This window comes from Psychrobacter sp. WY6, from assembly GCF_018448495.1.
Classification (GTDB): domain Bacteria; phylum Pseudomonadota; class Gammaproteobacteria; order Pseudomonadales; family Moraxellaceae; genus Psychrobacter.
Window position 1 is genome coordinate 2,150,357 of sequence record NZ_CP049902.1, and the last position, 12,528, is coordinate 2,162,884.

Consider the following 12,528-nt stretch of genomic DNA (forward strand, 5'->3'; position numbering starts at 1 on the left):
GCAATCGAGGGTGTTATTTACTATGTTTGCAAAAATTATTTGTCATCTCTAGCATATAGAATAATTATTGATTTAGGGAACTAATTTATACAAACGCATTGTTTTGTAAATAAATGATATATCTAATAAAATTATATTTTTTAAATATATAAAAGTAAGGATTTAGTAATAAGTTCTGGTTGTTGAAGCATTAATATTAATGACTTATCAGGATGATGAGGGCTAATCAAAAGAAGGGTTTGTATAAAATGGTTATGATGCAAAATGCGAGATTTTCCTTATTTTTATACCCATGCTCAATATGAAAGTAACCCTAGTCTATAAGCTAGGTTTTATTAACCAGTAGAAAGAAAGGTTAATGCAAAAATATCGTTAGAATGTCTAGTCAAGGTCAGCGTTCTCAAGTACCATAATTCAATTTTGTTGTAATGGCTGTATTTGTGCAACGTTAAGCAATTTTTATCGATCCCGTTTATCAGTGCTATTTATCAGTGTCAGTTACCGATAGATGATACTAATGATTGATAAAAATTGTGCGCGGTTGTGTTCTTTTTCTTAAGTGCTAGTGAGCGATTATGTCTGCTGTCAAATCTGTGCCACCCAATCAATCAGCTGTCAAAAAATCATGGGGAGAGGCTGCAAAGGCTTATTTAGACCCTCGTGTCATTATCATGTGTTTTTGGGCTTTTCAGCGGGTATTCCTATACTGCTTATTTTTTCAAGTTTATCACTTTGGCTGAGAGAGGCAGGCATTGATCGTAGTGTTGTGACCATGTTTAGCTGGGCGGCACTGGGTTATTCGTTTAAATTTATTTGGGCGCCATTAATAGATGCGCTTCCTGTGCCATTTTTGACCAAATGGTTGGGTCGTCGTCGCAGTTGGATGGTGGTATCACAGCTGCTTATCATATTGGCTATCTTTTTGATGGCAAATGTTAATCCAGTTAGTGAAGACGTTTTAGTCTACATGGCAGGCGCTGCGGTTTTGCTTGGCTTTTCTTCTGCCACCCAAGATATCGTGATTGATGCTTACCGCATCGAGCTTGCGCCGCCATCGATGCAGTCCATTCTATCCTCTATTTATGTGTCGGGTTATCGTATCGGCATGATCGTCGCGGGGGCAGGCGCGTTATATTTGGCAGATTTTTTGGCTCGAATGAGACTTTTTATAGTTATGAGGCATGGCGAAATACTTACTACATTATGGCAGGTGTCATGACTTTAGGAGTATTAACCACGTTTGCCAGCTATGAGCCAACGGCTGAAATGTTGCAAAGTAAAAGCAAAAGGGCAATTTAAAGTATTTCTTATTTATTCTGCTTTATTACTTATCCCAGGTCTGATTTTTGGCATTATTTATCTGATCAATATTTTGATTAATACAGTGTCGATAGCACATTGGCGATGATACCGTTAATGGTCATGCCAGCGATTAAGTTTTATTTTGGCACTGGTCGCTTGCGCACCGTTATTGCTGTTGTATTTCATCATCAATCAACCAAAAATTATCAATAAAGCCCCATTGGTTGCTGAAACTCGCGAAGACTACGTGAGATTGGTGGCTGGCGCTATTTGTATTTTCTGTGATCGCTTTTATCGCCGCTTATATATTGATGGGGCCAGTACTGCCAGAGTTTGAAGGAGCATTCTCCAGCTTCTTTGTTGAAACATTGCATCTGCTGATAAGCTTGGGTGTAGCGATAGTAGCAGGTTATGCATTAGTGCAAGTAGGGTTGGTGAAAAAAGAAGTAGCCATGGCTACTTGGGTTGAGCCGATTTTAGACTTTTTTAGACGCTATGGCAAAAAGGCGTTATTACTATTGGCGCTCATTGGACTATATCGAATTTCAGACATTGTGGCAGGCGTGATTTCCAACGTTTTTTATCAAGACATGGGGTTTAGTAAAAAACAGATATTGCCAATGCAGTGAAACTCGTCGGCGTGATTATGGCGATTGCAGGTGGGTCTTAGGTGGGCTATTGGCACAGCGTTTCCGTATGATGCATGCCATGATGATTGGCGCTATTCTTGCGTGTGCGACCAATTTATTGTTTGTACTACTAACTTACAACCCAGGCAGTTTGCCGTTTATGTATGTTGCGGTCATATTTGATAACTTAGCCGCAGGGCTGGCGAGTGCCGTGTTTATTGCTTTCTTATCTGCTCTAACGTCTATTCGTTTTACGGCAGTGCAGTATGCGATTTTCTCTTCATTAATGACGCTCATTCCCAAGGTGATGGGCGGTTATTCAGGTGCTATCGTCGATAATATGGGCTATCCATTTTTCTTTATCTTTACTTTCGCTATTGGGATTCCGATTTTGGTATTGATTTACTTTGTTGATAAACATATCGTCATTGGTGATAACGATGATATTTATGGCGATGACAATAATGATGGAAGCAGTGATAAGTTGGCCAAGGCGAATCCAAACCTGACCGACACCAAAGAGCCACCACGCGCGTCAGAGTAGGCTAAGCAGTATTTTATTCTCATTGATTCATCATATTTTTAAGAGTTACTTATGACAGCATCGACTATTCGTCAAATAAAGCAGCACATTCAGCAATTGACGAATGAGACTGCAAATAGCAAGCTACCGTCATTTTGGCTGACCGATTGGCTGTTGTATGTCGTTGATAAGCCTGCGATAGCGCTAATCACAGATGAAGGTTGCCAGCTAACAGACAGTGAGTTTGAGCAATTCAATGCAGGTGTAACGAAGATGCAGCAAGGAATGCCACTTGCGTATTTGACTGGTCAGCAAGAGTTCTGGTCGCTGACGTTTACTGTCAATAAGTACACTTTAATTCCGCGACCTGATACTGAGATACTGATTGAGCAAGTATTAACTTGGATAAAATATCAGCCAAACAGTGTCAGCAGCCCAAAACGGTTACTGGATTTAGGGACAGGTTCAGGCTGTATTGCGATTAGTCTCGCTCACGAGTTAAATACGCAGCGTTCAGACAGTAAGGCCGAAAGCTGGCAAGTCGTTGCGGTGGATATGTCGCCAGAAGCGCTCAAGGTTGCTCAGCACAATGCAGCTATCAATGATGTTGCTGATATTGAGTTTATACAAAGCAGTTGGTATGACGAGCTGCCCAGTCATGGTGAGCTATTATTTGATGTGATTGTTTCTAACCCTCCTTATATCGATGAGGAAGATGAGCATTTGGCACGCCTTGTAGCCGAACCTATTAGTGCCTTAAGTGCCCCCAATCATGGGCTTGCCGATATAGAGCATATCGTAGGACAGGCACCGAAATACTTGCGTGTCGGTGGGCTGCTGGCTATCGAACATGGTTTTGACCAAGGTGATGCCGTTCGCAAGTTGTTTGTAGACAGTGACTTTGAATCTGTGCGTACAGTACAAGATTATGGTGGTAATGATCGTGTTACGCTGGGTCAAATTAAGTCATCAGATTTTTGTTAGTAGACTTCTTTAATAATAGGTTATTGGTAATAAATATGGCGCACACATCAGATGAAGGGCAGTTGTTGGATGAGGAGCTGCTGCGTTATGCGAGGCAGATAGATAGATGGTTGGGATATTGACGCTCAACTACGCTTAAAATCAGCTCGTGTGGTTATGATAGGGGCAGGCGGGCTTGGTTGTCCTGCTTCTGAGACGCTGGTGCGTGCAGGACTTGGGCAAATTCATCTTATAGATGATGACGTCATTGAAGCCAGCAACTTGCAGCGCCAAACGCTGTTTTTACCTGAGGATATCGGTAAAACTAAAGCGCTAACAGCGGCGCAAATGCTAGAGCGTATTAACCCTTTAATTACCGCTCGCGGTACAGTTGCAAGATTAAGCGAAGACAATGCTTATGAATTGCTCGATATGGCGACAGGCAAGCCTCATTTACTTTTAGATTGCACCGATAATTTTGCTACGCGTGATGTCATCAATTGTATTAGCGTGCGCTATAAAATCCCGCTATTATCTGCCTCAGCCATTGCGATGCAAGGTCAGTTGGCGCTGTTTGAGCCGCAACTAAACACTGGTTGTTATCACTGCGTGTTTGGTTCGGTAGTACTTGATGCAGCGGCTGATGAGCGTACGTGTGCCAACTCAGGTGTGCTAGCGAGTACCACTGCTATCATGGGTAATTTGCAAGCGAATGCTGCTCTGCAGTATTTGGGATTAACCAAAAATCCACTGACAAATAAGCTATTAATATGGGATGGTAGCCAGATGCAGCAACGGCTGATGGGCTATAGAAAAGATGCGCAGTGTCCTGTCTGTGGTAGTCATTAGTTATTGTTCATTAGTGACTGTGTAACTTGTCATTATTTATGATCGCCTATTCTCAAAAACCTTTCTTATGACCATAGTTGTTTTTTATGAAAATTCATCGTCCGCATTTATTAAAGCATACCTTCAATGTCATGAACCGTGTTCGCCAAACAGCCAGCGTGGCAGGTTTATCTGCGCTGAGAGTGGCAAAAGGTGAAAAGCCTGATGCCACATTATTAAAAGAAACGTTTGAGCAATTGGGCACGACTTATATCAAGATTGGTCAGTTTATCGCCAGTACGCCGTCACTGTTTCCACGTGAATATGTAAAAGCTTTTCAGAGCTGTCTGGATCAAACCACGCCATTGTCCTATGCTTATATCGAGCAGGTATTGAAAGAAGAGTTGGCGGTTGATGGCATGACGCTTGATGATAAGTTCGCCCATATCGACTCAAATCCACTAGCATCAGCCTCTATTGCTCAAGTTCATGCGGCACGGTTGCATAATGGCGATGAAGTCGTATTAAAGGTACAAAAGCCTGACGTCGAGACCATTATGCAAACCGATTTGGGCGTATTGCATGGGGTGACTAAGTTACTTGAGATCTTGATGCCGTCGATGAAGTTTGCCAGTATTGCGCCGATTATCGATGAGATTCGCCTGCGAATGCTTGCCGAGACGGACTTTATCGCTGAGGCACAAAACATCCGCGATTTTCAGCAGTTCTTAGCCGTATCGGGCAATACACGCGTGGTAGCACCCAAAGTATATGAAGAGCTGACGACCAAGCGTGTACTAACCATGAGCCGCTTGTACGGCGTCTCTATGGTCGATGAGTCGCTCATGCGTCAGTATTGTGCTGATCCTGCGCAAGTCATGGCGGATACCTTGAATACGTGGTTTGCCAGTCTCATGCTGTGCAACAGTTTCCATGCTGACCTGCATGCGGGCAATTTGATGCTATTAACCGATGGTCGTATTGGCTTCTTGGATTTTGGTATTGTCGGTAAGCTAAAAGCTGAGAGTTGGCGTGCGTGCATGGGTATGATGCAAGCTATGCAGGACAGTGACTATCAAGCGATGGCGCGCCATATGATTGATATGGAAATGACCCATGGTGGCAATAAAGTCGATGTAGTGGCATTGGGTAATGATTTGCAGCGTATGATGAAGACTATTATGGCGGAGGACAAATCCTTTACCAGTGGTGTGCCTTTTAATAGTAAAGAGCAAGCCGATGAGCTAAATAAAATGATGCTTGAGATTGTAGAAGTCGGTAAGCGTCATGGTATTCATTTCCCACGTGACTTTGCTTTATTGACCAAGCAGATGCTGTATTTTGATCGCTTTATGCGTACGCTGGCACCTGATATGGATATGTTTAGTGATCAACGCGTACAAATGCTAGGACACACAGAAACAGATGTGACCATGCCGCCAATAGTAAACGTATCGTAGTTTTCGCTTGTATGTTTGATTATTAATCTGCCGCTGCTCTTGAATGCTCTAACACAAAGGATTGTGTGCTAATGGCCGCAAAAATGGCTCTGTCATGATGACTGCTCTCAAAAGCCGTGCTTTTCCTCATATTACCAATGAAGCTGCCATTGCCTGTATTGGTATGTACTGCATGGCAGTCGTCATGGGCTATGGACGTTTTTTGTTTACTGCCACCTTACCTGATATTATGGTGCAACTGTCGATTTCAACGACGATTGCAGGCTGTCTTGCCTCTATCAATTACATCGGTTATTTTATCGGTGCCCTCATCGCCATGTTTGTGCCTCAGCGTTCAACGTGGCAAGCACTGACACTGTGGGCGATTATAAGTGTCGTCACAACGATGCTACTTGTCGTACCTGATATGTCATTAACTCTATGGTATCTCATTCGTCTAATCGCAGGTATTGCAAGCGGGGTAGCGATGATTTTAAGCTCATCGTTTGTGATTCAAAGCTTAAGTCCTGAACGCCGCTCTGTACTGTCGGCAGTACACTACGCAGGTATTGGTGTGGGCATCAGTGCCTCTGCCATACTGACGTGGTGGTTGTTAATATTGGGCTATCATTTTGATGTCATTTGGTTGGTAGCAGGCTTTACAAGTTTACCTCTGGTATGGCTACTCTATGCGGTAAAACCAAGACAAACAAATGGTTCCGACTTGCTGCGGACTGATCCTAAACAGCACGTGTCAGTGCATCAAACCTATTTGAGCTTTAAGCGCGCTTTGTATGAGGCCATTGCTGGTCATCGTAAGGCTATTGCTTTGCTGTCAGCGAGCTATGTACTGGCAGGATTCGGTTATATTACCTCTGCGACCTTTTTGCCAGTCATGGCACAGCGGCTCACGACGCAGACGTATGCTGGATTGCTCATTTGGCTAGTCGTTGGTGTGTTTGCGATGTTATCAAATCCACTGTGGGGCGCACTTGCCAAACGAATTGGTGAAATAAAAACATTAATAGGTTTAACAATATTACAAGCATTTGGCATGTGCTTGCCCATATGGTTCGACGGCGCTATTGGGTTGTATGGTAATGCTGCTATTTTAGGGCTGACATTCGTAGGTATGGTGTCGATGACGCTCACTTTGATTAAAAACATCAATCCTGCTTACTCAAATTTGCTGATAGGATTGGCAACTTTGGCTTATGCATTGGGTCAGTTCTTGGGACCATTGGTGACGGTAGCATTGGCAGGGCAGGACGACAATTTCAATGCAGGGCTACTCGTTGCCGCCGCTGGATTGATGGTTGGATTGGTGCTGTTACTATTGTTTCGTCGACAGCCACCGACTACCATTTAAACGACACTACTAAACCACACTACGATTAAATATTTCTCGCAACTCAAAACTGGTATGCACTTGAGCAACACCTTCGATACGATTGAGCCTATGTAATAAAAATCCTCATAAGTGCCATATCGCGTACCCTTACCTTGATAAGGTAGTCTTCCGTACGACCCGTGACAATGCTACAGCTAATGACTTCATCAAAGCTCTGAATCTTGCGCTCAAATTGCTCAAAGCGCTCAGCCGTATGGCGGTCCATACTAATCGCGATAAAGACGGCGAGCGGGTAGCCAAGTTTTTGCGCATCTGTTTTGGTGTGATAACCTGTGATAATACCAGCATCTTCTAAGCGTTTAATACGGCGTGCACAAGGCGTGGCTGACAGGTTGACGCGTTCGGCAAGCTCGGTGATACTCATACGTGCCTGAGTTTGCAATACGCGCAAGAGCTGTCGATCGATCTCAATATCGGCTAAATATGGACTATCCAGATGATGTTTGGCATGATCTGTTGCTTTATTAGTGAATTCAGCTAATATACTGATTAAATTGTATTTTTTCACTAAAATAGCGCCATATATTATCAAAGAAAGCTGATTTCTATTGCATAAACTCTGATATTATTATGGTATAAACATTGGTTATCTCGTATGATAAACATTGATCTAATCACCAGCCGTCCAGCTAAAAACATAAATTCCCATATCATCTAAGGATTGATTATGTCTGACCAAGCCAAACGCACTGTAGCTTCAACGACTGCAAAGATTACACCCAAAAATGCCGCTTTTGATTATAAAAAGTATCGTCCATTTGCTTTTGCGCCATCGCTGTCAGATCGTACTTGGCCGAGCAAAACGATTGAAAAGTCACCAATTTGGGCAAGTGTGGATCTGCGTGATGGCAATCAAGCACTGATTGACCCGATGACGATCGAACAAAAATGCGTTTTTTTAAAACGTTGGTTGAGGTTGGTTTTAAAGAAATTGAAATTGGCTTTCCATCAGCGGCGCAGGTTGAGTTTGATTTTGCTCGTAAACTTATCGAAGAAAATCACGTCCCAGACGATGTGACTTTGCAGGTATTGGTACAGGCTCGTGAGCATTTGATCGCCCGTACGTTTGAGTCATTGAAAGGCGCGAAGCGTGCGATTGTCCATGTTTATAATTCAACGTGCCGTGTACAACGTGAAAAGGTCTACGGTAAAGATAAAGCTGAAATCAAAGAAATTGCTGTTACTGGTGCTAAATTATTGGTTGAATATGCGGCTAAATACCCAGAAACAGAGTGGGTATTCCAGTATTCACCAGAGAGCTTTAGTCAAACGGAAACTGAATATGCTGTAGAAGTCTGTGATGCGGTCTGTGATGTGTGGCAACCACAACAAGGGCAGGAAGTAATTTTAAACTTGCCAGCGACGGTTGAAGCGTCTATGCCCAATGTTTTTGCCGACCAAGTCGAATATTTCTGCCGTCATCTTGCCCAGCGTGAGCATGTCATTATCAGCTTGCATACGCATAATGACCGTGGCTGTGCGGTTGCAGCAGCAGAGCTTGGGGTATTAGCGGGCGCCGATCGTATCGAAGGTACGCTATTGGGTAACGGTGAGCGTACGGGTAATATGGATATCATGGTCATGGCGATGAACTTGTTTAGTCAAGGTATCGATCCAGAGCTTGATTTTAGTAACATGAGCGAAATTGTACAAGTGGTCAGCGAATGTAACAATTTGCCCTTACATCCGCGTCATCCATACGTCGGCGAATTGGTCTTTACGGCCTTTAGTGGCTCGCATCAAGATGCCATCAAAAAATCTCTCGATTATAACGAAAAGCATCAAAACGAGACGGATAACGTTTGGGATGTGGCTTACTTGCCAATTGATCCGGCGCATATCGGTCGTAGTTATCAGGATGTGGTACGTATCAATAGCCAGTCTGGTAAAGGCGGTGTGGCTTATATCTTGCAGCGCAACTATGGCTTTAATTTGCCGCGCTGGATGCAAATTGACTTCAGCGGCGTGGTACAGAAGCAAGCTGAATCAGCTGCTCGCGAATTGCAGAATGATGAAATCTTACAAACCTTTGAAGACACGTATCTACAGCAAGGCAGTTTTGAGCTATTAGATTATACGGTCAATAATAAAGGCGGTGAAGTCTACTTTACTGGTCAAGTACAAATGAATGGGGACATCATTAATATTGATGGCACTGGTAATGGTCCATTATCATCGTTTATAGACGGACTTGCCCAGCACACTGGTAAATCTATCCATGTTATTAATTACGCTGAGCATGCCATCAATCCACAGCACAATAGCGGTGATGGCATCGATGATGATACCAATAATGACAACAAAACCAATGCCAATGCCGCTGCTTACATTCAGTTGAATGTTGATGGGGAGGTTTATTCTGGTATTGGCACTTGCAGCAGTACTGTATCAGCGATGCTTAAAGGCGCCTTATCAGCGTTTGCTCAAGCAGTTAGTACTATCACTGCTTAATGTCTTTATGATCGTTTTGATAACTTGTCGCTATAACGCTGTCGCTTCTTGTCTTTAGCAAGTAAAGCGATGGCGTTATTTTTTGCATGAAAAAAGACAGTCTATATGTAGAAAGTAGACATTTATGATTATCGCCTATCTTGCAGTTGGCTAAAGCATCGCGACTAATAGCATAATGTTACTTGTGTTTTTGATGTCTAAGACTTACGCTAATGTACATAACTCATATTATTATATATTATAAACAAAAGGTTAATTATGGAACCTATCTCACTTGCTTCATTTTCATTGGCTGCTATTTTGGCGTCATTGCCAGTAAATGGCGAAGTGGTCACTAAACCGACTATTACCACTCATATCAGCCCAGCTATCGCAGGACAATGGGAAATCGACTTAGACAGTAGTATCACGATGACCAAAGAAGCCAAAGCCAGACAAGCTGTAGCAAAAGAGCTGAAACAGACAAAAAGTGATGAGCCAGAAGTAACTGCTGGTACAGAAGGCGGTGTCCTTGTGCAAAGTGAAAAGCGCGTCCTTAATATTAAGCCAAATACCAACAACCAGTTAAAGGTCTCTGCCAAAAAAGCAAGCCAGTGCCGCGAGCTATACAATTTTGCGGCCGATAATGAGATGTGGGCAGTGAGTGGCAAAGAGTGGACATATGGTCGTTACCTAATCACGCACCGCGAAGAAGGGCTGCCCATTATTGCGCTAAAAACAGTCTATGACAACAATGAAGTAGATTGTTCAGGTAACCAAATCGACCAAACTGACGAAGCGTTGATTGCGTTTTTAAACCACGACGGCAACCAAATGCAGTGGTGTGCGGATCCTGATGGTAATGAATGCTTTATGAATTTTAATAGAGTGTTGCCATAGCACTTTATCGTTAATCATAAGACTTAAGACCATTTTTTTCTACAATAGAAACATAAAAAAACCGCTATCTAAATAGGTAGCGGTTTTTTTATGTTTAACAATGAATCAAAGCAGGTTATACATCCGCCTTCTTTTTATTGCCAGTTAGAAGCTCTCTTTCAAGGTAATGAATATTTTGTGCTTCGTGAATAAAATTGTCATCTGCCAAAATGACATCGCGATGCAGCGGGATATTGGTTTTAATACCCTCAATCACCAATTCATCGAGTGCATGCAGCGTCTTAGAGACGGCTTGCTGGCGCGTTTGACCATGGCAGATAAGCTTGCCAATCAATGAGTCATAATAGCTTGGAATCTCGTAGCCCGGGTAGAGGTGCGAGTCAAAGCGTACACCAGCACCACTGGGGGCAAATAACTGAGTGACTGTACCAGGACAAGGCATAAAGGTGGCTGGATCTTCAGCATTGATGCGACATTCAATGGCATGGCCTTGAATTTCAATCTCGCTTTGACGATAAGACAAACCGTAGCCGGCTGCGATTTTTAACTGCTCGACAACCACGTCGATGCCAGTAATCATCTCAGTTACCGGATGCTCAACTTGCACACGAGTATTCATCTCAATAAAAAGTATTCATTATTTTCAAATAAAAACTCAAAAGTACCGGCACCGCGATATTTCACCAACTCACATGCTTTAACGCAAGCATCTAAGATAGGCTGACGTACATCATCAGGGATATCAGGCGCAGGGGCTTCTTCTAATACCTTTTGGTGACGACGTTGCAATGAACAATCTCGATCGTATAAGTGAATGGCATTACCGTTACCATCGCCAAGCACTTGTATCTCTACGTGGCGCGGATTTTGTAGGTAGCGTTCCATATACACGGTATCATCACCAAACCACAGCTCAGCTTCTTGCTTAGCAGCCTGTACTTGCCCAATGACTTCTTCGAAGCGCTCAACCACACGCATACCGCGACCGCCGCCGCCAGAAGCGGCTTTAATCAATAACGGAAAGCCGATATGGCGTGCTTGCTCTTCAGCATTATGCAACGTTACCGCGCCCACTGAACCAGGGACGGTCGGTACGCCAGCTTTTTTCATCGCATTAATGGCAGAGACTTTATTGCCCATTAATCGAATATGATCAGCATTAGGACCAACGAAAGTGAGACCTGCTTCTTCGACGCGTTCAGCGAATTCAGCATTTTCAGCCAAAAAACCATAACCCGGATGGATAGCGTCGGCACCAGTGATTTCAGCTGCGGTTAAAATAGTATTGATATCAAGATAGCTTTGATTGGCATTGGGTTTGCCAATACAGATTGCCTCATCAACAAAGCGCAGGTGCATCAAGTTTGCATCAGCTGTGGAGTAGATACCGACGGTCTCTATGCCAAGGGCTTTGCAGGCTCGAACGATACGTAGGGCAATCTCACCTCTATTGGCGATGAGCAGTTTTTTTATCATGGGGTCATCCTTGTCGAAGCGGCGGTCATTGATAGAGTCGTTATTTTAGGCACCATTAAATCGAGCTACGATAAAGATAAAATAACTCAAGCTAAAATGCCAAATGATAACGAAATCTCTATCATAATGAGGTAAAGGTTGGTAAATAGTGTCGTTAAGCTCTATAGCGTATGACGGGTTGACCAAACTGTACCACTTCGGAGTTATCGACTAAGATTTCGTCAACGACACCACTTTGCGTTGCCTCAAGAGGATTCATAATTTTCATGGCTTCGATGATGCCCAATGTGTCACCAGCTTGCACCTTTTGTCCGACCTTTACGAATGGCGGATCATTAGGGCTAGGGGCTGAGTAATAAACACCAACCATCGGCGATGTCTCAACGCTACCCGCTTTTACCGCTGGCTTTGCTTCAGCAGTGATAGGGGTAATGCCAGCAGCAGGTGCGGCCATCATGGTCGGTGCAGGCGCATCATAGTGACGAGTTAAGCTGATGTGCTCATCATCTGAGCTGATTTCTAAATTAACCAGTTCACTTTCTTCCATGAGGGCGATTAGGTGCGTATTTTTTCAATATCCATAGTTTTAATTTTGCCTTCTACTAATTTCAAGAAATAGTGTAACTA

The 12,528-nt window shown here is 43.3% G+C and carries 4 protein-coding genes and 6 pseudogenes; 7 read left to right on the forward strand and 3 right to left on the reverse strand.

The window, feature by feature from the left end; translation table 11 throughout:
* Positions 1-575 precede the first annotated feature (575 nt).
* From G7Y90_RS10725 to G7Y90_RS10745, 5 genes and pseudogenes are all read left to right on the forward strand, one after another.
* A pseudogene (locus G7Y90_RS10725) lies at positions 576-2,475 on the forward strand (AmpG family muropeptide MFS transporter).
* A gap of 51 nt (positions 2,476-2,526) precedes the next feature.
* The gene (prmC, locus tag G7Y90_RS10730; protein WP_201559814.1) at positions 2,527-3,438 is read left to right on the forward strand and encodes a peptide chain release factor N(5)-glutamine methyltransferase; all 912 of its coding nucleotides are present in this window, start codon (positions 2,527-2,529) and stop codon (positions 3,436-3,438) included.
* A gap of 35 nt (positions 3,439-3,473) precedes the next feature.
* Positions 3,474-4,266, forward strand: a pseudogene (locus tag G7Y90_RS10735) (HesA/MoeB/ThiF family protein).
* Between the two features lie 86 nt (positions 4,267-4,352).
* The gene (locus G7Y90_RS10740; protein WP_055124146.1) at positions 4,353-5,705 is read left to right on the forward strand and encodes an ABC1 kinase family protein; all 1,353 of its coding nucleotides are present in this window, start codon (positions 4,353-4,355) and stop codon (positions 5,703-5,705) included.
* Positions 5,706-5,799: 94 nt separating this feature from the next.
* A complete protein-coding gene (locus tag G7Y90_RS10745; RefSeq protein ID WP_250162366.1) occupies positions 5,800-7,053 on the forward strand; it encodes a YbfB/YjiJ family MFS transporter in 1,254 nt (417 codons plus the stop codon).
* A 9-nt stretch (positions 7,054-7,062) separates the two neighbouring features.
* On the opposite strand, the pseudogene G7Y90_RS10750 reads toward G7Y90_RS10745, so the two are convergent.
* Positions 7,063-7,459: pseudogene (locus G7Y90_RS10750) on the reverse strand (Lrp/AsnC family transcriptional regulator).
* A 303-nt stretch (positions 7,460-7,762) separates the two neighbouring features.
* On the opposite strand from G7Y90_RS10750, the pseudogene leuA reads away from it, so the two are divergent.
* Both leuA and G7Y90_RS10760 read left to right on the forward strand, forming a co-directional pair.
* Positions 7,763-9,546, forward strand: a pseudogene (leuA, locus tag G7Y90_RS10755) (2-isopropylmalate synthase).
* A 258-nt stretch (positions 9,547-9,804) separates the two neighbouring features.
* Positions 9,805-10,425 (forward strand): hypothetical protein, encoded by a 621-nt coding sequence (locus tag G7Y90_RS10760; RefSeq protein ID WP_201559819.1) that lies wholly within the window; start codon positions 9,805-9,807, stop codon positions 10,423-10,425.
* Between the two features lie 115 nt (positions 10,426-10,540).
* Here the strand turns inward: G7Y90_RS10760 and accC are convergent.
* Positions 10,541-11,901 (reverse strand): annotated as a pseudogene (accC, locus tag G7Y90_RS10765) (acetyl-CoA carboxylase biotin carboxylase subunit).
* Between the two features lie 154 nt (positions 11,902-12,055).
* Positions 12,056-12,483 (reverse strand): annotated as a pseudogene (gene accB, locus G7Y90_RS10770) (acetyl-CoA carboxylase biotin carboxyl carrier protein).
* Positions 12,484-12,528 lie beyond the last annotated feature (45 nt).

Coding starts and splice junctions, on each gene's coding strand:
- prmC (WP_201559814.1), top strand. CDS start 2,527: ATGACAGCATCGACTATTCGTCAAATAAAGCAGCACATTCAGCAATTG.
- G7Y90_RS10740 (WP_055124146.1), top strand. CDS start 4,353: ATGAAAATTCATCGTCCGCATTTATTAAAGCATACCTTCAATGTCATG.
- G7Y90_RS10745 (WP_250162366.1), top strand. CDS start 5,800: ATGATGACTGCTCTCAAAAGCCGTGCTTTTCCTCATATTACCAATGAA.
- G7Y90_RS10760 (WP_201559819.1), top strand. CDS start 9,805: ATGGAACCTATCTCACTTGCTTCATTTTCATTGGCTGCTATTTTGGCG.